At 66.5% G+C, this 25,440-nt stretch carries 20 protein-coding genes; 5 read left to right on the plus strand and 15 right to left on the minus strand.

The annotated features are described in order from the left end of the window. Window positions 1–13: 13 nt before the first annotated feature. The 14 genes from HOP12_15015 to HOP12_15080 form a co-directional block, all read right to left on the minus strand. Complete coding sequence (locus HOP12_15015; protein NOT35454.1) at window positions 14–1,804, minus strand: CRTAC1 family protein; 1,791 nt, start codon at window positions 1,802–1,804, stop codon at window positions 14–16. A 216-nt stretch (window positions 1,805–2,020) separates the two neighbouring features. Beyond that, window positions 2,021–2,407, minus strand: a complete 387-nt coding sequence (locus HOP12_15020) for a DUF59 domain-containing protein (GenBank protein NOT35455.1) — start codon at window positions 2,405–2,407, stop codon at window positions 2,021–2,023. Beyond that, window positions 2,404–2,730, minus strand: a complete 327-nt coding sequence (locus HOP12_15025) for a non-heme iron oxygenase ferredoxin subunit (GenBank protein NOT35456.1) — start codon at window positions 2,728–2,730, stop codon at window positions 2,404–2,406. Before HOP12_15025 ends, HOP12_15020 begins: the two co-directional genes overlap by 4 nt. Continuing rightward, window positions 2,727–3,134, minus strand: coding sequence for an SUF system NifU family Fe-S cluster assembly protein (locus HOP12_15030; protein NOT35457.1), 408 nt, complete (start codon window positions 3,132–3,134; stop codon window positions 2,727–2,729). Before HOP12_15030 ends, HOP12_15025 begins: the two co-directional genes overlap by 4 nt. Next, window positions 3,131–4,366, minus strand: a complete 1,236-nt coding sequence (gene sufS / locus HOP12_15035; GenBank protein ID NOT35458.1) for a SufS family cysteine desulfurase — start codon at window positions 4,364–4,366, stop codon at window positions 3,131–3,133. Before sufS ends, HOP12_15030 begins: the two co-directional genes overlap by 4 nt. A gap of 31 nt (window positions 4,367–4,397) precedes the next feature. After that, window positions 4,398–5,750, minus strand: a complete 1,353-nt coding sequence (gene sufD, locus HOP12_15040) for a Fe-S cluster assembly protein SufD (GenBank protein NOT35459.1) — start codon at window positions 5,748–5,750, stop codon at window positions 4,398–4,400. After that, window positions 5,747–7,156 (minus strand): Fe-S cluster assembly protein SufB, encoded by a 1,410-nt coding sequence (sufB, locus tag HOP12_15045; GenBank protein NOT35460.1) that lies wholly within the window; start codon window positions 7,154–7,156, stop codon window positions 5,747–5,749. The genes sufD and sufB overlap by 4 nt, the downstream gene beginning before the upstream one ends. Next, entirely contained in the window at window positions 7,153–7,956 is an 804-nt protein-coding gene (gene sufC / locus HOP12_15050) for a Fe-S cluster assembly ATPase SufC (protein ID NOT35461.1), read from the minus strand. Before sufC ends, sufB begins: the two co-directional genes overlap by 4 nt. Before the next feature lie 24 nt (window positions 7,957–7,980). Next, the gene (locus tag HOP12_15055) at window positions 7,981–8,304 is read right to left on the minus strand and encodes an iron-sulfur cluster assembly accessory protein (GenBank protein NOT35462.1); all 324 of its coding nucleotides are present in this window, start codon (window positions 8,302–8,304) and stop codon (window positions 7,981–7,983) included. 34 nt (window positions 8,305–8,338) lie between these two features. After that, window positions 8,339–8,935, minus strand: coding sequence for a MerR family transcriptional regulator (locus tag HOP12_15060; GenBank protein ID NOT35463.1), 597 nt, complete (start codon window positions 8,933–8,935; stop codon window positions 8,339–8,341). 500 nt (window positions 8,936–9,435) lie between these two features. Next, window positions 9,436–9,627 carry a hypothetical protein gene (locus HOP12_15065; protein ID NOT35464.1) on the minus strand — a complete coding sequence of 64 codons (192 nt, stop codon included), beginning with the start codon at window positions 9,625–9,627 and terminating at the stop codon, window positions 9,436–9,438. A gap of 107 nt (window positions 9,628–9,734) precedes the next feature. Beyond that, the gene (locus HOP12_15070) at window positions 9,735–10,598 is read right to left on the minus strand and encodes a hypothetical protein (GenBank protein NOT35465.1); all 864 of its coding nucleotides are present in this window, start codon (window positions 10,596–10,598) and stop codon (window positions 9,735–9,737) included. Window positions 10,599–10,842: 244 nt separating this feature from the next. Beyond that, window positions 10,843–13,308 (minus strand): T9SS type A sorting domain-containing protein, encoded by a 2,466-nt coding sequence (locus HOP12_15075; protein ID NOT35466.1) that lies wholly within the window; start codon window positions 13,306–13,308, stop codon window positions 10,843–10,845. 7 nt (window positions 13,309–13,315) lie between these two features. Further along, window positions 13,316–17,617, minus strand: coding sequence for a PKD domain-containing protein (locus tag HOP12_15080; protein ID NOT35467.1), 4,302 nt, complete (start codon window positions 17,615–17,617; stop codon window positions 13,316–13,318). Between the two features lie 107 nt (window positions 17,618–17,724). Between HOP12_15080 and HOP12_15085 the strand changes: the two genes are divergently transcribed. Then, window positions 17,725–18,504, plus strand: a complete 780-nt coding sequence (locus HOP12_15085) for a hypothetical protein (GenBank protein NOT35468.1) — start codon at window positions 17,725–17,727, stop codon at window positions 18,502–18,504. Window positions 18,505–18,608: 104 nt separating this feature from the next. On the opposite strand, the gene HOP12_15090 is transcribed toward HOP12_15085, so the two are convergent. Further along, a complete protein-coding gene (locus HOP12_15090; protein NOT35469.1) occupies window positions 18,609–18,935 on the minus strand; it encodes a methyltransferase domain-containing protein in 327 nt (108 codons plus the stop codon). A gap of 28 nt (window positions 18,936–18,963) precedes the next feature. Here HOP12_15090 and HOP12_15095 point away from each other — a divergent pair, with 28 nt between their 5' ends. From HOP12_15095 to HOP12_15110, 4 genes are all read left to right on the plus strand, one after another. Continuing rightward, on the plus strand, window positions 18,964–19,581 hold the full coding sequence (locus HOP12_15095; protein ID NOT35470.1) for a hypothetical protein: 618 nt from the start codon (window positions 18,964–18,966) through the stop codon (window positions 19,579–19,581). Window positions 19,582–19,970: 389 nt separating this feature from the next. Further along, window positions 19,971–20,486 (plus strand): hypothetical protein, encoded by a 516-nt coding sequence (locus HOP12_15100; GenBank protein ID NOT35471.1) that lies wholly within the window; start codon window positions 19,971–19,973, stop codon window positions 20,484–20,486. A 109-nt stretch (window positions 20,487–20,595) separates the two neighbouring features. Further along, window positions 20,596–23,202 carry a DUF11 domain-containing protein gene (locus HOP12_15105; GenBank protein ID NOT35472.1) on the plus strand — a complete coding sequence of 869 codons (2,607 nt, stop codon included), beginning with the start codon at window positions 20,596–20,598 and terminating at the stop codon, window positions 23,200–23,202. 132 nt (window positions 23,203–23,334) lie between these two features. Further along, a partial coding sequence (locus HOP12_15110) for a DUF11 domain-containing protein (protein ID NOT35473.1) occupies window positions 23,335–25,440 on the plus strand: 2,106 nt, incomplete at its 3' end.

The raw sequence follows: 25,440 nt of genomic DNA on the forward strand, positions 1-25,440 counted from the left end.
GAATCCGCTCCGCTTACCGCAGCAACGTGAGCCCGACGACTTCGCGAGCGCCCGCGACGTCGAGTCGCGCCCAGTAGAGTCCGGGGCGCAGATTTGCAGGCGCTTCAAAGCGTGAGCGATGCAGACCCGGCGATCGCCTGCCCGCATCGAGCGTCGCGATCTTGCGGCCGCCCAGGTCGATGACTTCGAGCGTCACGAGCGCCTCCTCGGTCAGTTCGTACGCCAGTTCGATCGCACCTCGAAACGGGTTCCGGGTCGTGATCCGCAGGCGCGCGCGCGCCGGATTCGGGGTCTCCACCCCGACCAGAGCCTGGTGCTCCGTGATCGTGATCAGGCGTCCCGCCGGCACGGCGGTGAAGGTGTCGCGTGCTCCGGAGGGCCAGTTCACCAGCACCGAGTCGAGTTGCGTTGCGCCGCCGATTCCGAAGTGCAGCTCGAGGTTCTGACTGTTGTAGCCGGAAAGCGGCATGACCTCCTGCATCTGCCATCGCGGGGATCCGCCGATCGTCGCGAGCACGCGCAAGCGCGCGCCGACCCCGCTCCGGTTGGGCGTCGATCCGACGCAACGGAAGGCGGCCCAGCCTCCCACCGGTCCGTCGTTGTGGTAGAGGAAATTCGGCTGATTGAGACGGTTGGCGACCCACAGGTCGAGAGCGCCGTCTCGATCGACGTCGGCAAAGCTGCAACCGAAGGAGTTGCCGATGTTCGCGATCTCGGCGCCGCTCGTCGCGCGCGTCAGCGCGAAGCCCGGGGGCCCTGCGTTCCGGTAGAGCGCGCTCGGCTCGCCGTCGTTGGCGACGAACAGGTCCAGGTCTCCGTCATTGTCGATGTCACCCCACGCGCTGCCGACCGAATTCGCGGCGTCGGGTACGTAGACGCTGGTCGGGACCGGAGTGAGGGTGAATGCCGGAGCGCCGCTGTTGCGGTAGAGGATGCTGAACTCGTGGAGAAAGTTCGCGACGAACAGGTCGAGGTCGCCGTCGGCGTCGAAGTCCGCCCAGCTGGCGCCGAGCGTCGAGCTCTGGTCGGGGAACCCTCGCTTCGTGAACGTCAGATCGCCGCCATTCACGAACAGGTAGTCGTTCTGACTGCCGGCGTTCCCGACGAACAGGTCTTCGTCGCAGTCGCCGTCGAAATCCGCCCAGGCGCCGTGGATGGAGAACTCGTTCCCGGGCGTCAGCGTCGGAACGAGGGTGCGGGTCAGCGGCCAGTCGGGCGCTCCGCCGTTCAGGTAGAGGAAGTCGTCACCCTGGAAGTTGACGACGTAGAGATCGAGGTCCCCGTCCCGATCGATGTCCACCCACGAACCCGAATTCGAGTTCGCGAGATCGGTCACTACCGCCCCGGCCGTCACCTTCACGAATGCGGTGTCGCCGAGCCCGCGGTAGAGCAGATTGCCGGCGTTGTTGCGGCGAGCGACGAACAGATCCGTGTGACCATCCTGATCGTAATCGCCCCACACGCCACCATTCGAAGGCCCGGCGTCGTTCGGAATGTCGCCGGTCACGACGCGCAGAAACGACATGCCGGAGGCGTGCAGGTAGAGTGAGTTGCTCTGACTGAGCGTGATGCCGTTCAGCACGATCAGATCGAGGAAGCCGTCACCGTCGAGGTCCGTCCACGACCCGCCGGCACTCTGGAGCGCATCGGTGACGATCGGGTTGTTCGGACCCGTGACGCGCGTGAAGACCGGCGGCTGCGCCAGGGCCCGCACCGGGCACGCGAGGGTCACGGCGAGGACGAAGAAGATTCGACCGGCAAAATGAAACAGGCGGTGGCTCGAGAAGGGGTTCGAAACAGGCATGGTGAGTGCTTCCTCGGAGGGAGACCCGGTCTGCGTCCGAGTTCAAACGCTAGCAGTCGAGCACGCCGCCCGACCGCGTCGTGGGGCGAGCGGGGGCATGAGGGGACACAGCAACGGAGCGCGGGGGCCGGCCGCCCCCCGGCAGACGTTCAGCCGTCGCTATTCCGCACGGGCGAGCGCCACCGAACCTCCGACTGGAATCGTCACTTCGCGCCGCTAGAACGAGTAGCCGAGCAGCCCCGGGTCCGGCATCAGGTCGGGACTCCATGCGTCCGGCATGATCTCGACCTCGGTCTCCTGAGGCACCACGCTGGTCGCAGCCTGCTTCACGTCGGCGATCATCTGCGGCGCGTAGGGACAGAACGGCGTGGTGAGCATCATGCGGACCAGCGTCTTCCCCTCGGTGACGTTCACTTCGCGGATCAGACCCAGGTCGATGACCGACAGGTTGATCTCCGGATCCATCACGGTCTCGAGCGCACCGCGAATCGCCAGTTCCTGCTGACTCGGCGCGTTCGACGCTGCGGCCTCGCCCGCCGGAGTCGCGCCGGCAGCCGCGTTGGAAGTCGCGTTGGAAGTCGCGTCGTTCGGATTCTCGTTCATGCCCACCCCACCTGGATTTCGTCGCCCTTGAGTCGCACCGAATAGGTCGGGACCGGCGCGGTCGCCGGCATGCACAGCACCGCACCGGTGCGGATGTCGAAACGCGCACCGTGTCGCGGACACTCGATGACGTGTCCGTCGACCGTGCCGCTCGCCAGCTCACCGCCGTCGTGCGTGCACAGGTCGTCGAGCGCGTAGTAGCTGCCGTCCACGTGAAAGACCGCGACGGGTTGGTCCTCGAAGCGCACCACCTTCACGCCGCCCGAGGGGATCTCGCCCACTCGCGCGACGGTCACGAAGCCATCGGTCGTCGCACTCGTCACGTCGTCGCCTCTTCTTCGCCGGGCCACGAAGTGAGCCCGTAGAGCCCCGCCTTGAGTGTCTTGAGCGCCAGCAGCGCGCACTTGAGTCGCACCGGACCCAGATCGATCCCGATCATTTCGAGCACGTCCTCGCGGCCCAGCGCCCGCAACTCCTCGACCGGCCGGCCCTCGACCGCCTCGCACAGCATCGAGGCCGAGGCCTGACTGATCGCGCAACCCTGGCCCGAGAACCGAACTTCGTCGAGCTTGCCGTCGCGCACCGACAGATCCATACGAATGCGATCGCCGCACAGCGGGTTCGCGTCTTCGAAGGTGTGCGTCGGAGCGTCGAGCGTGCCGCGACAGCGCGGGTTGCGGTAATGCTCGAGGATGTTCTCGCGGTAGATCTCGTCGAATCCCGTCATCGCGCGAAGGTGCGACGCACGCGCCACAGCCCCTCCACCAGCGCGTCCACTTCTTCCTCGAGCGAGTAGCAGTGGAACGAGGCGCGTGACGTGGCCGCGATCCCGAGTGCTTCGTGCAGCGGCATCGCGCAGTGATGGCCCGCGCGGACGCACACGCCGTCGCCGTCGAGCACCGCCGCCACGTCGTGCGGATGAACGTCCGTCATGGTGAACGCCACCACCCCCCCGCGACGTTCGAGCGGCGGCCCGATGATGCGCAGGCCCTCGATCTCGGCGAGGCGATCCATGGTGTAGCCGGCGAGTGCCCGGTCGTGCGCGAACACATGCTCGCGGCCGAGTCGCTCGAGGTAGTCGACCGCGGCGCCGAGACCGACCGCTTCGGCGATCGGCATGGTGCCGGCTTCGAACTTCCACGGCAGCTCGTTCCACTGCGAGCGCTCGAGCTTGACCTCGCGGATCATCTCGCCACCGCCCAGAAACGGCGGCATCGCCTCGAGCAATGCGCGGCGGCCGTAGAGCACGCCAATGCCGGTCGGACCGAGCATCTTGTGCCCGGTGAAGGCGACGAAGTCGGCCCCCAGCGCCTGCACGTCGAGCGGCAGATGCGGGGCACTCTGCGAAGCGTCGGCCATCATCACACCGCCGACTGCGTGAACGGCACGCGCGATGTCGGCGATCGGGTTGATGGTGCCGAGCACGTTCGAGACGTGTACGCACGAGGCGAGCTTGACCCTGCCGTCCGCCAGCAGCCCGGTCAGCGGCTCCAGGTCCAGATCGCCGCTGCCGGTCACGCGCAGGAAGCGCAGCTCGGCGCCCTTTTCCTCGGCGAGCAACTGCCAGGGCACCAGGTTCGAATGGTGCTCCATCTCGGTGAGCAGCAGCGCATCACCGGCGCGCAGATTGGAACGGCCCCACGCATAGGCGACCAGATTGATCGCTTCGGTCGCGTTCTTCGTGAACACGATCTCGCGCGGGGTGGCGTTGACGAACGCCGCGACGCGGCGACGCGCGTCCTCGTAGGCGGCGGTCGCCTCCTCGGCGATGGTGTAGACGCCGCGATGGATGTTCGCGTTCGAGGTCGCGTAGTGGCGATTCATCGCCTCGAGCACGGCATCCGGCTTCTGCGAGGTCGCTGCACTGTCCAGATAGCGCAGCGGCTTGTCCCGCGGGGTCCGGAAGATCGGAAACTCTTCACGGATCGCACGCGGATCGAAGCCGCTCGAGGCCGGCATCACCGGCTGCGCCTGAACGGGAACCGTCACGTCACACGCCGATCTTGCGCTCGATCTCCGAGCGCAGCCGTTCGCGCACCGTCTCGAGCGGGATGCGATCCAGCACCGGCGCGAAGAAGCCCTCGACGATCAACCGCTGGGCTTCGACTCTGGGAAGTCCGCGCGCCATGAGGTAGATCTGCTGCTCGGGGTCGACGTGGCCGATCGTCGCGCCGTGCGTGCAGCGCACGTCGTTCGCGAGGATCTCGAGGCCCGGAATGCTGTCGGCGCGCGCGGTGTCGCTGAGCAACAGGTTGCGGTTCGCCTGGTAGGCGTCAGTGCGCTGGGCGCCCTCGGCCACCTGGATCAATCCCTGGTAGATGCTGCGCGCGTGATCCTTGAGGCAGCACTTGATCAGCAGGTCGCTGGTCGCGTGGGGTGCAAAGTGCCGCTGCAACGTGTGCAGGTGGAAGTGCTGGCGGGCGTCGCCGAACATGAAGCCGTGCACGAACGCCTGTGCGCCTTCGCCGGCGAGGTCGAAGTACGCGTGCGACTTGGCCTGCCGGGCCCCGAGCATGGTGTGAATCCACTGCAGCTCGGCATTGCGGCCGACCCTTGCGCGTGCGTTGGTGTAGTGGAACAGGTGGCGTCCCCACTCCTGAAGCGAACCGAACACCAGCTTCGAATCGTCGCCGACGAACACCTCGGTGCCGCCGCCGTGGAACGAAATGCCGTCTGCATTGCCGGACACCAGCTCCTCGATCACGGTCGCCTTCGATCCGCGCCCCACGTGAACGACGGTGCGCGGCATCGTCACCGAGCCCGCACCCTCGTGCCAGTGCATGATGCGCACCGGGACTTCGGCTGCGACGCCGTCCGGCACCCACACGAATGCACCGCCGGTGCGCACGGCTTCGCTCGCCGCCACATACCAGTCGTAGTCCGGCGCGAGTGCCGAGCCCAATTCGGGGCGCAGCTTGTCGGCGTGGTCGCGGATCGCGCGATCCATCGAGCACACGATCACGCCCTGCTTCTGAAGCTCGGGGTGCGTCTGCGTCAGCACCACGGTGCCGCCGCGCTGAACGATGAGGGCACTCGCCGTGGTGTCGCCGGCGAGGCGCTCGAGCAGTGCTGCCGGCAGGTCGTCGAGGTTACGGGCCGGCGGAACGCTCGCGAACGGATCGAGCCTCGGGAGTGCCGTCTCGAGTGAGCGGAAGTCCGTGCGACGCCACAATTCGTCGTCGCGCCTGGGGAACCCCAGCGACTTCATGTGCGCGGCAGCGATGCGACGGCGCTCGAGCGCCCACTCGGGCTCTCCCGCCGTGCGCGCGGCCTCGGCCGCTCGCGTCGCCCACGCCGACTCGAATTCCGTCGCGGTGTTCGTCGCCATGGAAGTCGTCGTCATCCGACCGAGCCCTCCATCTGGAGCTGGATCAGTCGGTTCATCTCGACCGCGTACTCCATCGGCAGCTCCTTGACGATCGGCTCGATGAAGCCCGACACGATCATGGCGCCCGCTTCTTCCTGAGGAATGCCGCGGCTCATGAGATAGAAGATCTGGTCGTCGCCGATCTTCGACACCGTCGCCTCGTGACCGATCGTGACGCGATCCTCTTCGATCTCCATGTACGGGTAGGTGTCGGAGCGCGAGTGCTCGTCGAGGATCAGGGCGTCGCAGTTGACGGTGCTCTTCGAGTCGAAGGCACCCTTCTGCACCTTCACGAGTCCGCGGTAGCCGGCGCGCCCGCCGTCTTTGCTGATCGACTTGGAGATCACCTTGCTCGTCGTGCGTGGAGCGACGTGCACACACTTGCCACCCGCGTCCTGGTGCTGACCCTTGCCGGCGAAAGCGATCGAGAGGATTTCTCCGTGAGCCCCCGGCTCCATCATGTAGACCGCCGGGTACTTCATCGTGAGCTTGGAGCCCAGATTCCCGTCGACCCACTCCATGGTCGCGTTCTCATAGGCGACCGCGCGCTTGGTGACGAGGTTGTAGACGTTGTTCGACCAGTTCTGGATGGTGGTGTAACGGCATCGCGCGTTCTTGTGCACGATGATCTCGACCACCGCCGAGTGCAGCGAATCGCTCGACGAGATCGGCGCGGTGCAGCCCTCGACGTAGTGAACGTAGGCGCCCTCGTCCACGATGATGAGCGTGCGCTCGAACTGGCCCATGTCCTTCGTGTTGATGCGGAAGTAGGCCTGCAGCGGCACGTCCACGTGCACGCCCTTCGGCACGTAGATGAATGAACCGCCCGACCATACCGCCGAGTTGAGCGCCGCGAACTTGTTGTCGGTCGAAGGAATGATGGTGCCGAAGTACTTCTTGAACAGTTCCTCGTGGTCGCGCAGCCCGTGATCACACGACAAGAAGATCACGCCCTGCTTCTCGAGCTTCTCCTGGATCTTGTGGTACACGACCTCGGAGTCGTACTGCGCACCCACGCCGGACAGGAACTTCTGCTCGGCCTCGGGGATCCCGAGCTTGTCGAACGTGCGCTTCATGTCGGCCGGCACGTCTTCCCAGGTCTTCGCTTCCTTTTCGGTCGGCTTCACGTAGTAGTAGATATCCTGGAAGTTGATCGCGGCGACATCACCGCCCCACATGGGCAACGGCTTCTGTTGGAAGATCTCGTAGGCCTTGAGCCGGTAGTCGCGCATCCACTTGGGCTCGCCCTTCATGTCCGAGATCTGCGCCACGATTTCGGCGTCGAGTCCCTTGCGGCTCTTAAACACCGACTGCTCGGTGTCGTGGAATCCGTACTTCTCCGCGTAACCTTCGCGGACGTCGAGTTCGGGAGAGGTGCTCATCGGGTGGCCATCTCCTTCGGGGCCTGAACCCAGTCGTAGCCGCGGGTTTCCAGTTCGACCGCGAGCTCGGGGCCGCCGGTCATCAGGATGCGGCCCTCCTTCATCACGTGCACCTGGTCGGGCTTGATGTAGTTGAGGATGCGGTTGTAGTGCGTGATCACGATCACGCCGATCTCAGGCCCGGCGAGCGCATTGACGCCGTCGCTCACCACCCGCAGCGCGTCGATGTCGAGCCCCGAGTCGGTCTCGTCCATGATCGCGATCGTGGGCTTGAGCAGCGCCATTTGCAGAATTTCGGCGCGCTTCTTCTCGCCGCCGGAGAACCCGTCGTTCAGGTAGCGGCCCGCAAAGCTCTCATCCATCTTGAGCACTTCCATCTGCTGCTTGAGCAGGGCGCGGAACTCACGCGGCGGAATGCCCTTCTTGTGCGGCATGCGGCCATTCGCGTCGGCCTCCGGCGCCTGAAGCCGGGCGTTGAGCGCGGCGCGCAAGAAGTTCGCCACCGTCACGCCGGGAATCGCGACCGGGTACTGGAACGCCATGAACAGCCCGGCGCGCGAACGCTCGTCGGCTTCCATCTCGAGCACGCTCTCGCCCCGGAACAGGATGTTGCCGTCCGTCACTTCGTAGCGCGGGTGGCCCATGAGCGTGTTCGCTAGCGTGCTCTTGCCGGAACCGTTCGGGCCCATGAGCGCGTGAATCTCTCCCTTGCGCACCTCGAGCGAGAGGCCCTTGAGGATCTCCTTGCCTTCCACGGCCACGTGGAGGTCTTTCACCTGCAGTTCTGGGGTGGTGCTCATCTCGGTCCTTTCCGGTCCACGCGACTAGGCGGAGAAACTATCGCCGCAGGCGCAGCTATGTCTCACGTTTGGATTGTTGAACTTGAATCCAGCGCCCATCAGGCCCTGGACGAAATCGATCTCGGTGCCGGTCAGCAGGACCGCGCTCTTGAGGTCCACGAACAGCTTCACGCCGCCGGTGTCGAAGATTTCATCGCCCGGGCTTTCGGCTTCACAGAACTCCATGAAATAAGAGTTGCCCGAACAGCCGCCGCCGCGCACGCCGATGCGAAGGCCGCCCTCGGGAGTGCCGCGCTGCGTGAGCAGATCCTTCACCTTGCCCTTCGCCGCCTCGGTCATCGTGATCATTGCTGCCGGTGCTCCTTTCCCGCTTGCGTCGTCTTCATGCCCGGGACCGGGGTCCACGGGCGGGCGCGTCCATCGACTTCACTTCGGATCCCGCGATCTCGGCGAGCGGCACGAATGAGCTGCGATTCGAACGCGCCCCCGATCCGCGCTCGGGCGCCGACTTGAAACCGGCGACCAGCACCGGTTCGCGGGCAACGCCGTGATCCAGCTCGCAGTGCACGCATCCCACCGCCGATTCGTTGGTGCCGCACTGATTGCAGGTCTCGAGATACGCGAGCCCCGCGAGCAGTTCGTGCTCGAGTTCGCGCTGCCGTTTGATCGTCTCGCGCGTCGCGATGAGCCGCTCCTCGAACACCTCGCGCAGGCGCTTCATGGCGTCGGGACCGAGATCCGCCTGCCACCACTCGCGCAAGACATCTCGCATTTCCTGAAGCGAGAATCCCAGACCGTGCAGCATGTCCATCCACTTGACGCGATCGATCGCGGAGCGATCGTAGAGGCGGAAGCCGCCGCTGGTGCGTGTGACCGGCGTGAGCAGGCCCATCTCTTCATAGAGGTGGATCGCCCGCACGGTCTTGCCGGTCTCGCGTGCCAGATCGCCGACACGGATCCGATCGGTCTTCGCTCTCATCGGAGTGGCCAAGTTCAAACCCTCACGTATGCGTTAGAGTGCGTCTGTAATATAGCCGCTTCTAAGGAGTTCGCCAAGTCTCCACTGCTGCGGCCAGGCGCCTGCAAGTCAAGGGGTTATGCGCGCGCCTCGATCACGATGCTGTGCAATCCGAGCCGCACCGGTGCATCACCCAGCTCTGCCCGAAGGCTCTCGGCGACCGCCTCCTCGACCGTGTTCGGGTCTCCCGCAAGGCCCGGATTCAATTGGTCGTCGCAGCACCGTGATGGTCGCGTTCCCGCGCATCAGGCCGCGCCAGCGAATCGGGAATCGCCCCGCTCTCGTGAAAACCGAACCGAACGGCGAAGAACTTCGGCGGATCGGTCGGGAAGCGCTCGCTCACCGTGGCCTGTGCGATCCGGCAGAGCACGTTCCGCTACATCGACAGATCAGAGTTCCCCTTCGCGGGCCGGCGGGGGGAGGAAGGCACCGCCGGCCCGATAGATATCGCCGGTGGCGCGCTACCGAAAGCGCGACTTGATCTGGCCCCAGCTCGACGCGTGGGTTTCCGTGGGAGGGGCGCCGAATCTTTGCATGCGCTGGTTTTGGTTGTCGGCCACGAAGACGTTACCGGCGGCATCGGTCGCGAGACCGTGCGGCTGGTTGAACTGGCCGTTGCCGGAGCCCGCCGAGCCCCACTTTGACACGAACACGCCGCCGCCGAGTCGGCGAGTTGTCGCCGGCTATTGCCACAAGAGTTGGCCGCGCTCTACGGCCGAATCAGGCTCGCCTCTCACGACGCGACCCGGTGCGCGCGTGTTCAGCGTACCCCCTTCCACGCCTCCCACGCTGGTTTCGGCGCACCCAGGGTGTCGCGCAGTCCCAGCGTTCCCAGGTAGCCGGCGAAGCCCGGCGATACGAACCGGTAGTAATCGAAGAGGATCTGGAGCGTGCCGCTCGACCAGTCCGTCAGAAGAAAGTAGTTCGCGAACAGCGCCTCGGAGCGAGGCACCGCTCGAAAGTAGGTCTTGAAGCGCCGTACGAACTCCGCCTGCGCCGCATCGCTGCTGTTGCAAGCGGGTGACGACGCGTATCCGATCTCCGTGAAAGCGATTGGCTTGTTGAGCGCCCGAGCACGTGATCGCATTTGCGCCATGTCGGGCTCAAACGTAGCGGGCAGGCGATGCTGGAAGTCGGTCCCAGCGTCGAACGGATAGTAGGTGTAGAGCACAATGTCGCTGTAGGCGTTCAGCGTGTCTCCGATCCACGCGTCTGGGTTTCCAACCGGGGCGCCGGTCACGATCCCAATCGGGATGCCGGGCAACGCCGCGTGCAAGCGCGCGAGCGAGTGACGATAGAAGCGAATAAATGCCGGCAGTTCCGAGAGGTGTGACGAGAAGTACCCGTCGACCTCGTTGCCGACTGCAAGCGCGATCTGCGGAGTTTCGCGCACCAGCTCGATGAGCGAGTCCAACGCGACGTCCCAGCGCGCGAGCATCGTCGGATCGTCCCACGCGAGCCCGGCGAGATCGGGCGGCGTGCCCCGTTGATTCGTGTCGACCGGGCGCAGATTGACGAAGCTCGTGAAGCCGAAAGCGCGGAAGACCTGAAGGTACAGCCGCTGGTTGGAAACGTTCAGCGCGCCGGGTACGTTTTCGATTTCGTTCCAGAGTGGGGTGATCATCTGGAACGACGCACCAGTGGCGAGCGCCGTCTGAAGCGCTGAGCCGATTGAATCTGCGAGCGTGAAATCACTGGGATTCGCAGTGAGACCGACGTGCGTCGTCGCGACCGGGCCGTTCGGGCCAGTGACCGAACGGGAGCAGCCCGCAGCCGCGAGGGACAATGTAAGCAAGCAGCGCAATGACCAGGAGATCCAGCCTCTCCGGGCCGCGGGGCGCTTCGCCGCGTGCTCCCGCGCGGCGTTCCTACCGCGCATGCACCGTAAACAGAAGCACGCAGGCTCGATTGGCGGGAACATCCAGCCGCGCGTTCGCGACATTCTGGTTGCCGGCGTGAACCGTGCCGGCGCTGAATGCAGCCACGTCGCCGTCGATTCCGTCCGAGCTGGACGGCGCCGCGGCTGAGAGCGCGTACATCGTGGCCTCCTCCGCAGCGGTACAGTTGGCACCGAGGCAGTTCGACGGCGCCATCGTCACCCGTAGGGACCCCGGCTCGTACTCGAAGGCGGGGTCGAGGAGGTCGCGCAGCGTGACGTCGTTCACGGCCGGTCCGTTGTTGCTCACGTAAAGCATGAATTGAAAGCGCGTCCCGCGCGGCAGGGTCATGCCGGAATTGAGCGGGGTACCGCCAGGCAGGAACGCACGCTTCGTGATCGCGAGCGGCCCCCCGCCGGCGGTCACGACGCGGTCGGCACCGAACTCCGAGGTGTTGCCTGATCCGTCGGTTGCGGTGCCGGTCACCTGATCCCCGGCCACCAGTCCGCTCACGCTGAGGATTCCCGAGAACTGGCCCGTTGCATTGGTCGTCAGGCTCCCAAGCAGACTGCGGCCCTCACCGAATCCGGTCCCGTCGAGATCGCTGCGAAACAGCTCGACCCGCGCGTTCGCGAACGTCGCCTGCCCCGGAGCCGATCCCACGTAGCCGGCCAGCGTCAGGGTTGAGAACGACAGGACGGCCGAGGTGAAGACCGGTGAGTCCATGGACAGGTTCGGTTGCCCAGCGGCTACCGTCCCGTTGTTCGGGGAGACGCCATCGTTGCGGAGGTCGATTCCGAGCAGCTGGTTTGAATGGATCCGATTGCCGAGCACAGCGTTCCCAGATCCAGCCGCCACATTGACGCCGTTCAGCGCGTTGAACGCGATCAGATTCCCGTCCGCTGCGCCCGTGCCACCGATGCGGTTCCCGACCGCTCCATTAATCAGCTCGATTCCGTCGTCACTGCGCTGCCCGCGGTCGAGCGTTCCGGTCACGTCGGTTCCAACATAGTTCCCGATGATGACGTTATTCGGCGTTCCGATCTCGATGCCCTCGTAGTTCCTTGAAATCGAGTTGCGAGCCGCGGGCAATGGCCCGCCAATCGTGTCGTTCGCCCCGGCCAGGATCGCAATGCCGACGTCGCCGTTGCCTCCGCCCGACGCGCCGTTCGGATCAAGGCCGATGATGTTGCCCAGGATCACCGTCGCCACCGCGCCCCCGCCCGAAATGTTGATGCCTTCGTCCCCGTTGTTGGTGATCACGTTTCCGTCGTAGGGCCCGATGCCACCAATGTGCGCGGTACCACCTGCAATCTCGATCCCGTCGTCGGCATTCCCCACCAGTGTCGAGCCATTGCCGGTCGACCCGATCCAACAGCCCGCAACCGTGACCCCGCCTGCCCCGGCTTGAATCGACACACCGTCGCGGCTGAAGCGCGTGACGATCAGGCCACGGATCTCGGTGCCGAGCCCGCTCGCGGCCACCGAAAGCCCGTCAACCGCCCCGGTCGCCGCGGACCCATCGAGCCTCACGATCGGCGCGCTGGTCCAGCCCGGTTGAGTTTGCGCATCGAGCGCCAGCGGATCCGCAATCGCCGGGAGTGCGGTCGTCGGGGCGATGAGCGCGATACTCCCGCCAAACAGGTTGAAGGCCGCACGCAGCCCTGGGCTCGCGGTCCCGTTCGGAATCATCCAGATCGCGTGCTCGACACCCGGTGATCGGCCCACCTGCGCAAGCCCGCCGATCAGCAAAGCGTTCGAATTGACGAGCAACTGGCGCAGTGAACCCTGGCCGGCGCCGTTGGTATTGACGATCACGTCGAAACAGAATCCAAAATCCGCCTGACTTACGTCGGCGACACCGAGGGCGACGCGGGTGACCGACTGCGCGGTTCCTGACAGGCCGGACGTGAATGCGAACGTCGACGTGTTGAAAGACGCACCAACCCCCGCGTTGCCGGGGTCTGCAACGGCCGGGTTCGTGCCACCGACGAAATCCGTCACCGCGACCGGTGTTCCGCTGGTTGCGTCCGTGCGATGGGTTTGAACCGCCAGATGGACACCCGCAACGTAGCCGGAGCGGGAGGAACTCACAGAGGCATTGACGACTCTCACGAAATAGGTCCCGGCACCGAGCCCCGACAGGTTGAAGGCACCCGAGCCGTTCGTGCTGGTCGCGGTCGAGAACGCTCCCGTTGCGTCGTAAAGTTCCACGCGTGCGCTCGCGCGCGGAACGCCGGAAGCGGCGGCGAGGCTGCGACCAGCCCCTCCGCCGTAGTTCGGGTCTTCGAACACCGTCCCCGAGATGGCGGCGGCGCCGGCCGGGCCAGCAACGAACGCGAGCAGTTGCAGCGACATCGCGACGAGTCGCGCGAGGAGCGACGGCGTGTGACGCGCAGCCGCGCCACATCTGACCGCCGACTGCCCCGGAGTCCGATCGAGCGCTTGCAAGGTCATGTGCAGATCATTTGACCAGCAACAGCTTGCGCGCCACGCGCGTCGCGCCGACATCGAGTTGCACGAAATAGACGCCCGAGCTGATTCGCCGGCCTGAATCGGAGTCGCCCTTCCAGTCCATCCGATGGCGCCCCGGGCCGCGGACTTCGTCAACCACCGTCCTCACTCGGCGACCGGCTACATCGTGGACGGTCAGCCGAACGTGCGCCCGCTGCGGCAGGCTGAACTCGAGCGTCGTGCTGGCCCGGAACGGGTTGGGGAACACTCCGGTGAGTGCCGGCCGCGCATGGGACATCCCTTGAACCGGCGCGTCGACGGCGTCCGAGATCGTGAAACTCGCGGGGCTCACATCGAACGCAGTCTGCTGCAAGGCGTCGAAGGCGGTCACGCGAATGCGAGCGCGAACCGTGTTCGAGTCGGGTGTCATCCAGGCAAAGGTGGAGTCCGTGCCCGGCGCAGAACCGACGCGCGCGTACGTTGCGCCATCGTCCATCGACAACTCGACGCGTAGCGAGTCGATGCCGGTGTCGTCCGCGGCGTTCCACTGGATCAGCTGCGCGGAATTCGTCCGGTAGCGCTCGCCGCCGATCGGCGACTGCAGGCCGATCGCCGGCGGCACGCGATCTCCCACCATGATCACGCCATTCGACCGGCGCGTGAACGCGCCAGTCGGCGCGACCGTGCCTGCCACCGTTGCCTGCACCGCATAGTCGCCGTCCATCGGCAGGGACAGGGCGGTGCTTCCGTAGATTCCGTCGCCGGCCGCGCCATCGCCGTGCGCTCCGTCGTCGAACAGAGGGACGAGGGTTGCACTCGAATTGGGTGCGACGACCTGCGCAGCCACGGTGCAGTCCGGGAGCGCTTGAGTGCCCGACTTCGCGACGACGACGAGCGAAAGCGTTTCGCCCGGCAGCAGCACGCGTGCGGGTAGAACGAGGTCCGCACGAACCGGTGACTCAACCGTGCAGAAGTTGACGAACGCGGCGCTCGCGCCCGGAAGGGTCGTCGCCGTCGTGGTGATGCTCCATGCGCCCGCAGCGGGCGTCGTCACTCGATAGCTTTGCCACGTCCCTTCATCGCCGGGCAACTCGAGATAGTCGATCTGAGGATCGCCGGCGGCGTATGCAGGATCGATGATCTGCCCCGAGGGGTCGCGCAGCGTGAGCGTGGCCGCCCCCTCGAAATGAAACGTCCCGAACCAGGCCGTTGCCATCTCATCGAGCGCGACCGTATCCGAGACCGCTTCGCCCTGCTGCAGGCTGTGGCCTTCGATCAGCGCGACCGGGCGCAGCGGCAGCGAGTCGGCGATCGCCGAGGAGTCGGATTCGACTCCGGGAGCGAACGTCTGGGTGAAGCCACCGGTGCCGAGCGAATCCTCGAGTAGCCGATCTCTCACCCACGGCGCGACGTTCGTGAGGTCATCGGGAAGATTGGGATGAAAGACCCCTGCGAAGAGTTGCTGCTGGCAGCCGTGCGGATACAGCGCCGAAAACAAGGGCACGAGGCCGTCGCTCACGTTTGGAAGCATGAAGGGGTCGAGGTTCGGGAAGAGCCCGGCGCCTAGGCGGTAGCTCGGAGGCGAGCACTGGGTCCAGGGAGTGCCGGTGTGCGGAGTGTCCTTGAGCCAGTTGTTCACGAGTCGCATGTACGGATACGACATCTCGAACAGCGGCAAGGCGAGCGTTCGCTGCGCAAGGAGACTCAAGAGCTGTGCGGCGAGCAGAATGTTGAGCGACGTCCCCGCGTGCGGACTGCCCAACGTGACGAGCGTGCCCACGCGGCGTCCCTCTCCCTGCACGAAGATGCGCGAAACGAGTCCGCCCATGCTGTGGGCCACGATGTCGACCGTGTCGGCCGCGACGCCGTACGTCGAGCCATACCATTGGGTCAGCGAGTCCACGAACGCCGACAAGCGACCCGCGCCATCGATCAGGTGCCCCCAGCTGTCGTACTCGACCCGCGAGACGTCCTGCGGCGCGTACGCCTCGGGCCCGAACGTCGTGAGGTACTGATTCATCGTGGCAAACGTGTTGAACCCAGCCAGGCAGCAACCGTGGACCATGACGAGCGGAAAGCGCGGAATTCCCACCGCGGCCGCGGTCGTGTCACCGCGCTCACCGCACAGGTTGTAGGGCAGGATTCGATAGGTGTAGCTCGCTCCGCGGATCAGGAAGTCAGGGTCGAGCCACGACGGGCCCGCCACGTCGGCTACCGAGTCGTAGACGGCCTCGCGAGCCAGCGCCCGATAAATGATGTAGCGACTGGCCGAGGCCGTCGAGTCCGGGCCGGGCTGCCACTCGAGCTGCAGCTGGTGCCCGGTTCCAACGTTCGTCACCCTGAGCGACTCGGGAAGCTGCGGCGGCGTGCAGATGCCAAGGTCGTGGTACAGCTCGCCGCTGCACGGCGAGTCGGGCGCACGATGATCGAGCCACACCGCATGCGCGCGATGCTCGTGGTCCACTGCAAGCCCGGTCGTGAGGATGAATCCCGACGCCACATCCCGCACTGGATCGCCATTCATCCACAGCGAGTCTTTGGCGCTCCACTGGGCGTGATAGGTGAGATCCGATCCTCGGCCGGTGATTGCATGAAGGTCACCGAATCGGTCGGTCGCGAGGGTCGAAACGATCCCGCCCTTGAGCCCGGAGGGAATGCTTTCGGGCGCGAGCGAAAACGTCGGCCAGCCGTTCGGAGGGCCTGGAGTCGTCACGCCGACATAGTGCTGTGGACCGCCGCCCGCACGGATCGCGGACGGCGGGCGGCCGTCGAAGCAGGTGTCGAAGAGCAGATGCAGCCCGGCATTCGAACTGCCGATCGCCAGCCCGCACGGCGAGAATGCCGGGATGAAGTCGGTGCTGGCTTGTGTCTGCGACTGCCCCGAGGGTTTGATCATCACCATGCGATGCGCGACTCCTTCGCCTTCGCTCCCGAACTGGGTCCAGCCGAAGTGCGCAATACCGACCGCGGGCGACCGGACTTCCTCGATCGTCACCGAGACATCCGTCGTGCGACCGCTGGTGAGATTCGTGAGCTGCTGCGGGCTCGCGTTCCAGCTCTGCGTGGTGGCGCTCCACGTCGTCTGGAACACATTGCTGTGGCTGAGGTCGCCTTCGGCCCATGCCACATGCACGTTTCCGCGCAAGTCTGCTGCAATGACCGGAGCGCTCGACAACTGATCGGGAATCGCCCGAATCAGGAACGGAGCACTCCAGTTTCCTGAAGTGTCGCGACGGACGTAGAAGATCTGCCGGTCATCGTTCACGTCGAGCTGCGACCACACGACGTGCAGGTTGAAGAGCGAGTCGGCGGCGACCGCCACGGCGATCTGCCGGGTGGTCGGCGGAATGAACACTGCGAGCGTCTCCGGCAACCACGCCTGCGTGGTCGCGCTCCACACTCGGTGGTAGATCGAGGCTTCGGAGGTCCCAAAATACGGAGGAAAGCGCTCCACTCCGTAGGCGAGGTGAACGTTGCCCAGTGTGTCGACCGCCATGGACTGAGCGCCGATCACTTCGGGGCCAGGCGAGAGTGTCGCACGAATGTCGAGACCGAATTGGCGCGGGGGCGGCGGACCCGCGGCCGTCCGCCGCTCGTCGCCTCGCCTCACGAGCGGCGGCATCGGCGGATTGGCGTCGCAGTCGCGAACGTTTACTTCAAAAGGTCCAATCGCTGTATTGCCGCATGGGTCCGTGACCTCGAGCTGACCGAAGTAGGTGCCTTCCTGCGAGTAGACGTGCGAGGTCGTGGGACCTGAGCCCTGGCCGCCGTCACCGAAGGTCCAGTCGTAGGAGCTGATGTCGCCGAAGTAGCTGAAGGAAGCAGTGCCGTCGAACTGCGTGGAGAATCCCTGGTACGCGGCTCCACCCACGACATAGCTGAACACCGTCGGGGAACACTCGCACCGATAGGCCAGCGTGTAGCTGCCGCCGATTTCACCCTGAGTGCCCACCTTGACCACGAACGCTCCCGGGTAGGGCGCAGCCCAGCTCAGCTCGGAGAGCGTGTCGCACGTCGCGCCGGCCGAGGCAAGCTCCTCGGTGCAGGTCGAGTCCCACACCGAGATCGTGGTGGCGAATGCCGCCGTCGCGTTTGGCTGACAGAAGGAGAACGTCAGCTGGCAGCCGCCGCCGGCGCGAAAGCGCAGCCCGTGAGTGAAGCCGGGTGCAACGGCACCACTCACGAGTTGCCAGGCACTGCACTCCGCTCCGCACGTGGCGAGCTCGCCCTGGAAACACTGCGCAGCGAGCGGGCGCGCGCCCGACAGTGCGAGCAATGCTACGAGGAGCACGACGTGGGTACCGCGGCGCATGAGGCAGCTCCTCATCCCGGATCGGGGTGGAACGGCGTCCAAAGGGTAGCACGGGGCGACGCCGAACTCGGGTCAACTCCTCGCGTCGTCCGGACGATACCTCGGCCATGGCTTTGCCCGAGCGAACCGCCGAGGCGGCGCACGACCCGCATCCCTTCCCGAAGGCGCCGCTCGTCCAGGGCTCCCTGCTCGCGGCGGGGCTCGCACACTCGTGGCGCGAACACTGGCAGCTGCTGCTCAATTCATGGCTAGCCACCATTCTGTTGTGCGCGGCGGCCGCGTGGTGGGGGCGTGGCATCTACTACTTCCTCGACTTTCGCGACGGCTCGGGTCGGTGGTCCGGTTTGTTCAGCGTGCTCACCGCCGGATGCCTCGCGATGGGCGGCTTTGGCCTGTTGCTCGTAGGACGGCTGTCGCGCACCGACGCGGCCCGACGGGCCGAGGCCACCGCCTGGATTTTCGGCGGACTCGGCGGAATGTTCCTGGCACTCGACGAGCTGACTCAGCTTCACGAGTCGCTGGCCCGCTGGCTCGGACGCCACGGTGTTCCTCCACCATTCGGTCTCGGCGATCAAGATGGCTACGTGTTCGCCGCATACGCCGCGTGCGCCTGCTACGCAGGGCTCACGGTTCGCGCGACGCTCGCCAACTGGCCGCGCACCTGGCTTCCGGGACTCGTGGCGGTCGCCTGCTTCGCGGCCTCGACCGCGGTGGACTTCGTGCCCTGGAACGCGCTCACACGACCGCAGCAAGAGTTCTGGGGATCGATCGAAGAGATCTTCAAGACGCTCGGCTGCGTGAACTTCGCGGTGTTCGCCGCACTGTTGGTGGATTGCGCGGCGAAGGATCGCGACTTCGCGAATGCGCGCCGCCTCGTTCGCTCGTAGCGCACGGACCCCAGCGGAGCATTCTTTCGGCCGATCGTGCCGTGGAAGGTAGCCGGATCGGAGCGCCTCCCAGCTCGGCGCCCAACCCTTCTGAGGCGGGCTCCTCAATTCCGTTCGCGTCGCCGGATCCGCGCTCCCCGATCGCCCTGACGGTGCGATTTGTTCGCGCGATCCCGAGCGCGAAGCGGCGCGCAGAAGGGTGCTCGACCGTGCGGGGTGAGCACGCGGCGCATCTCCCGATAGATCGCGCCTTCGTCGGTCGGGAACATCACGCCGTTCTGCCACACGATCGCGTCGAAGCTCGCGTCGCCGATCGCGCCCACTCGCGCGGGCGACCCTCGCCAGAACTCGAGGCTCGACGACGAGCATGCAAGTTCCAGTCGTTTCCATTGCAGGACGCGCTCCACCCGGAGTCGAGCGAGCCCAAGCAGGCCCGAAAGTCACAGGAAACTCGGGCATGTGTGCGAGTGGCCCGTTCATTGCGCTACTCGTGAGTATGGAGAGGGCGGAGGGGCCGCTGATGACCATATCGGGAAGTTCGACATTGCAGGCTGGCGGGGGTTAGTCATGAAGTTCATGGTAGAGAACGCAAAACGGTTCGCGCTGTTGGCTTTCGCAGTGATCGTCGCGACGTCAGTACTCGTTGCGCACGCGCACGCCGGCAAGAACAGCTCGGCGAAGAATCCGGTGCCCTCCGCGAAGAGCTCGGCCCTGATCGACGGTTCGGTCGGTGGCACACTCGTTTCGGGCAAGTGGAAGCTCGAGATTCCTGCCGGCGCGTTCAACGGCTCGGCTACGATCTCGATGCTCGAGGCGGTCACGACGGACGGCTCACCGACTGTTGATCTCTCCATCAGCGACCCCGCGCTCAACAGCTTCAGGCGCCCAGTCTGGCTCTCTCACACGGACTCGAGGAACAAAGACAAGTCCATCTACTGGTGGGATCCGGTCAACCTGGTGTGGTGCGAGGTGCCGGGAGAGTTGGTATCTCTGCTCGACGCGCTCAACATCGAGCTGAAAGTCCCGCTCTTCCACTTCTCGATCTACTCGGTGCGAGGAGGCAAAGGCGGCTGGTAGTTCAGACTCAATTCGTCCTCCTTCGCCCGCGCGGCGCCCCTCGCCGCGCGGGCGAAGCTGCTTCTGGGAGGCGGTCGGTGCACGTTTTTCACCGCGCAGAACCGATCCCGCGTGACCCGCAGTCCTTTTGACCGCGCCGACGACATGGAATCGCGTGCTAAACCAACCGTTTCGATGGCACGAGGCCCTGAAAGCGGAACTTCCTTCCGCTCAAGCGGAACAATCTTCCGGCCGATAGTTCCGCGGAAGGCACCCGCCTCGATGGGTCTCCCCCGAGACCCAGGGCGCCACCGCAAGGAATGCGTCGAAGCATCGGTGCCCCTCTACCCCGCTCGCAGCCGGTGACGGCGGCACGGCGGGGGCACATCCCGATCAGGGAGGATCCAGCGATGCCTCACCCCTCGAAGGTCGCGCTGCTCCTTGCTGTGTGCGCAACGATGGCGACGCCGCTTGCGGCGTCGGCTTCTTCGGACGTGAAGGTGAACCTCACGGCTCACCGAGTCACGACCGACGCGCGCGGCAAGGAGAGTCTCGTTTCCGGCGATCAGGCCAAGCCGGGCGAGGTCATCGAGTACCAGGCCCGCTACCGCAACGATGGAACGACCGGCGTGCGCAAGCTCGTCGCGACGCTCCCGGTGCCCGCGGGTCTCGAGTACGTCGCGCGGACGGCAGCTCCGTCCGTCGTGCAGGCCAGTCTCGACGGCAAGACGTTCGCCCCGGTTCCGCTGACGCGCAAGGTGCGCCTGGCGGACGGACGCGAAGTCGTGCGAGAGGTGCCGGTGTCCGAATACCGCGTGCTGCGGTGGACGCTCGACACGCTCGACGGCCACGAGACCGAGATCGTGCGCGCACGCATGCGCGTGACCCCCGTGAATGCGGCGGCCACGAACACCTCGTCGCGCTGACCGATCACCCCTGACCACGACGTTCGACGGCCTCCGCGCGCGAGCGCGGCGGCATCAACGCGGGCCGGCGTGTGATCCACGCGTGTCCGCGCTACGGGAGTGCCCCTCGATGACTGCAACACTCGTTTCGATTCGTTCCGGCGTGAGCCGGGCGTTCGGCGCCCTGCTCCTGTCCGGCGCCGTCGCGCTGGCTGCGGTGTTCCCGGTCGGCGATGCATTCGCCGCCCCGGTTGCCGGCACGCCGATCGGCAACCAGGCTTCCGCCTCGTATCTCGACGCATCCGGAACGTCGCGCACCGCGACGTCCAACTCGGTCACCACGATCGTGACTCAGGTCGCGAGCCTCACGCTCACCGCCAGCGGCAGTGTGGTGGTGGCGCCGGGCGGCCAGGCGTCGTTCCCGCACGTGCTGACCAACACCGGTAACGGTGTCGACAACTTCTCGCTCGCGATCGCCGCCCTGGTGGGTGACGACTTCAACCTGACCGGCGCGACCGTGTACGCGGACGCCGACGGGAACGGGCTGCCGGACAATTTCACGCCGCTGGCTTCGACGGGAGCCCTGAATCCGAATCAGGTGTTCCGCTTCGTGCTGGTCGGCAACGTGCCGGGCGCTCAGGTGGCCGGCGAAGTCGCGCAGACGCGCATCACCGCGACCAGCGGCTTCGACGCACTGCAGACCGCGTTCAATACCGACGTCGTGACGGTGACCGGCAATGCGGTCGTCAACGTGACCAAGGCGATCAGCCAGAACGCGGGCCCCTCGCCGAGCGGACCGTGGACCTACACCCTCACGTACACCAACGCCGGCAATGCGACCGCCACTCAGCTGGTGCTGCGTGACGCGCTCCCGGCCGGAATGACCTACGTCGCGGGCAGCGCGCGCTGGTCGGTGACCGGCGCGACGGTGTTGACCGACGCGGACTCGTCGGACACACACGGCGTGGGTGTGAACAACATCAAGTACGACTTCGGCGTCTCGACCGCGGGCTCGGTGCGCGCGGTGGTCAACCAGATTCCGGCCGGGGCATCGGGCACGGTGACGTTTCAGGTCAACGTCAACCCGGGTCTCGCGCCCCAGACGCTCAACAACGCGGCGACCTACACCTACGCCGATCCGTTCACCACGCTGGGGCCGTTCAGCACCAACGTGGCGCCGTTCACGGTCAACCAGAGCACCTCGCTCACGTTCACCGGCCAGACCATCGCCGCAGCGAATCAGGGCTCGACTCTGATCTACACCAACACCCTGACCAACACCGGAAACGGCAGCGACGTGTTCGAGATCACGCTCACGAACAACACCTTCCCTGCCGGTAGCAGCGTGGTGCTGTTCCGTTCCGACGGCGTGACGCCGCTCACCAACAGCAACGGCATCCCGACCGCGGACACCGGACCGCTCGCGGCCGGCGCTTCGACCACGATCGTGCTGCAGGTCACGCTCCCGCCGTCGGCGACGGGTGGACCGTTCTCGATCGACAAGCTCGCCGCCTCGGCGACCACGCCGGGCGTCACGGCGACCGCCACCGACGTGCTCACGAGCATCAACGCGGCCGCGGTCGATCTCACGAACAACGCACCCGGGGGCCCCGGCGCGGGTGCCGGCCCCGAAGGCGCCCCGGTGGTACTCAACGCAACCAACCCCGGCACCACGACGCGCTTCACGCTGTTCGTCGCGAATACCGGCGCCACCGCGGATGCCTACGACATGACGATCAGCACCGATGCCTCGTTCGCGGCGATCACGCTGCCGGCCGGCTGGTCGGTGACGTTCCGCAACGCCGGCAATGCGGTGATCACGAACACCGGTTCGATCGCTCCGGGCGGCAACGTGCAGGTGTTCGCCGACGTTTCGGTTCCGGCCGGATACGCGGCGGGAACGGTGAGCCTCTACTTCCGCTCGCGCTCGCCGGTTTCGCTCGCCACCGATCGCATTCACGACGCCGTCTCGGTCAATCCGCTGCGAAGCCTCGCGCTGGTTCCGAACAACGCACTGCAGGTCGCACCGGGTGGCACTGTGACGTACAGCCATCTGTTGTCGAACACCGGCAACGTGATCGAAGGCGACGGCGTCGGCAGCTTCGTGGCGCTCACGGTCGGCGACGATCAGGCGGCATGGACTTCGGTGCTGTACGTGGACTCCAACAACAACGGAGCCTTCGACAGCGGCATCGACCAGCCGATCGGTGATCTCACCACGCTGGGCGGCCTAGCTCCGGGCGCGAATGTGCGGCTGTTCGTGCGCGTGTTCGCTCCGGCCGGTGCTCCGGTCGGCCAGGTCAATCTGACGACGGTGACCGCGGCCACGACCAACCTGGGCTACCCGTCCGCAGCTCCGCCTCCGACGGTGGCGACGGATCAGACCACGGTGCTGAACGGCCAGATCCAGATCAGCAAGCGCCAGGCGACCGACGGCAACTGCGACGGCACGCCGGAAGTGGCCTTCACGCTCGCGAATCTGTCTGCGGCCCCGGGCGGATGCCTGCGCTACGAGATCGTGGTGACGAACGTCGGCACCGCCTCGATCACGAATCTCGTGGTCGCGGATGCGACGCCTCCGAACACCACCTACTCGGCGGCGATTCCGGGCTCGACCACGCAGGGGACACTCAGCACTCCGGCGAACGGCGCCGCGGGCACCATCAACGCCAACATCGGAACGCTCGCTCCGGGCGGATCGGTGACGATCGTGTTCGGAATCCGCATCGACCCCTAGCCGATGGCGGAGACGCGTTCGCGCGTCTCCACTTCGGTTCCTCGCACCTCCGCGCCGGCCCCCTCCCCGGCGTCGGAGGACGCGGGGACTCCCCTCATGACGGCTCGACTCGGCACCGCGCGAAGTTCCATCGTGAACCCGACCCCTCCAAGGGTCGGGTTCATCGGGCTCTTCGTGAGTGCGCTTTCGACTTTCCTGTTCGCCGGCTCGACGCTGATCCTCGAGCCACTCGTATACGCGCGCGCGCTCGATTCCAAACTCGGGACCGCGCACGCCGGCCCGCTGCCGGGCACGCGCATCACCGGCATCGCGATCGGGCACGGACTGGTGGAACCGGCACTCACGCCGATCGCGTTCGAGTCCGACTCGGTGGTCGCGATCGTCTCCGCGCTCGAAGCGCTCGAGCTGTATCCGACGCACCGCGCCGTGCTCGCCGGCGGAGCGACCGGCGCGTTTGCGCATCGGCTGCGCAATTCCGGGAACGTCGCCGTCACCGCGCGCCTCGAACTGGCGAACCTCGCAGGCGATGGCTACGACCTCGCGGACCTCGCCATGCTGCGCGATCTCGATCGCGACGGCGCGGTCAGCGCAGGCGATGCACCGCTCGTGTCCGGTGCGACCGTCGCGCTCGCGGTCGGCGATTCGGCCGACCTGGTGATCACCTTCGCGGTCCCGCTGAACGCGCCCGACCGCACCACCGCGTGGTTGCGCGTGCTCGCGAGCGCGGTCGGGTCGAACGTCGCCGCGCAAGTCACCGACTCGGTGTCGCTCGAGGCTGCCGCGGCGATCACGCTGATGGCCGAGAAGTCCGCCAGTCCCGAATTCGCGAGCTTCGGCGACGCGATCGAATATCAGGTGCGCGTCGCGAACCGCTCGGACTCAGCGCTCGCGAGCGTCCGCATCGAGGATCAGCTTCCGGCGGGATTCAGCTACGAGGTCGCAAGCGCGCGCCGCGACGGCGTGGGGCTCGCGGATCCGGCCGGAGTCACGGGCCGCACGCTGGCGTTCACGCTCGGAGCTCTCGGCGCACAGAGCAGCACGACGCTGCGCTACCGTGCGCGTCTCGGACCCGCGGTCCCGCTCGGCGACGCGGTCAACGAGGCGGTCGCGATCAGCGGCACCGCGCGCTCGAACGTGGCGCGCGCACGCGTGCGCGTGACCGGTGGCGTCTTCGCCGAGGAAGCGGTGGTGTTCGGCACCGTGTACCTGGATTCCGATCGCGACGGCCGGCGCAGCGCCGACGAACGCGGCGTACCGGGAGTGCGGCTCTACGCCGATCAGGGCAGCTGGGTGATCACCGATGCCGACGGGCGCTACAGCCTCACTCAGCTCGCGCCACGCACCCATGCACTCAAGCTCGACCCGCTGTCTCTGCCGTCGAGCGCGCGGCCGCGCGCCACGCGTCATCGCGACCGCGGAGCCGGCGGGCTGGCGTTCGTCGACCTGCAACGCGGCGACCTGCAGCGGGCCGACTTCGCACTCGAGGCCGACCTGCCGGCCGACAGCGTGCTGCGACCGCGGCGCGAACACGTCGCGGGGCGCGATCCGCTCGGAGCCGCGGTGCGGCGCATGTTCAACGGCGAGCCCCTGCTCGAAGCGCTCGGAGACCCGAGGGCGCGACCCTCCACCGGCGTACTCGACGCCGAAGGCCCGCTGCCGCTGTACCAGTCCGGAGCCATCGCTCCCGCGCATCCGAACGCGGCCGCGATCACTCGCGTCCCGGTCACGCGCACACCGCGCGGCGAAGGTGAGATCGCGACCGAGATCGAGTCCTATTCCGTCACCAGTCGCGCGGTCGACGAAGTCGTGGCGAGCGGAGGCATCCCGGCCACCACCACCGAGCCGCCCAACACCGGCTCCCGACTCACGATGCCGCTCGAAGATCTGGTGCTGCAGAGCAATCGCGAACTGGTGTTCCTCGGATTGCGGGACGGCGACACCCTGAGCACCGATCGGGCGACGGTGGTGGTCAAGGGCGTCGAGAGCATCGGCTTCGAGCTGAGCGTCAATGGGGACAGCATCCCGCGTTCGCGCGTCGGCCGGCGCGTGCACTCGATGGCGAACGGGGTCGAGGCGTGGGAGTACTACGGCGTTGCCCTCGCGCCGGGCGTCAACGAGCTGGTGGTGATGCAGCACGGCTCGGGCGGCGCGCGGCCGGCGAGCGCACGCGTGCGGGTGATCGCGCCGGACCACGTCGCTCGGCTCGAGCTGCGCACGCCGCGCTCCGCCCCGGCCGAC

Source organism: Candidatus Eisenbacteria bacterium (assembly GCA_013140805.1).
In the GTDB taxonomy this organism is placed as follows: Bacteria; Eisenbacteria; RBG-16-71-46; order RBG-16-71-46; family RBG-16-71-46; genus JABFRW01.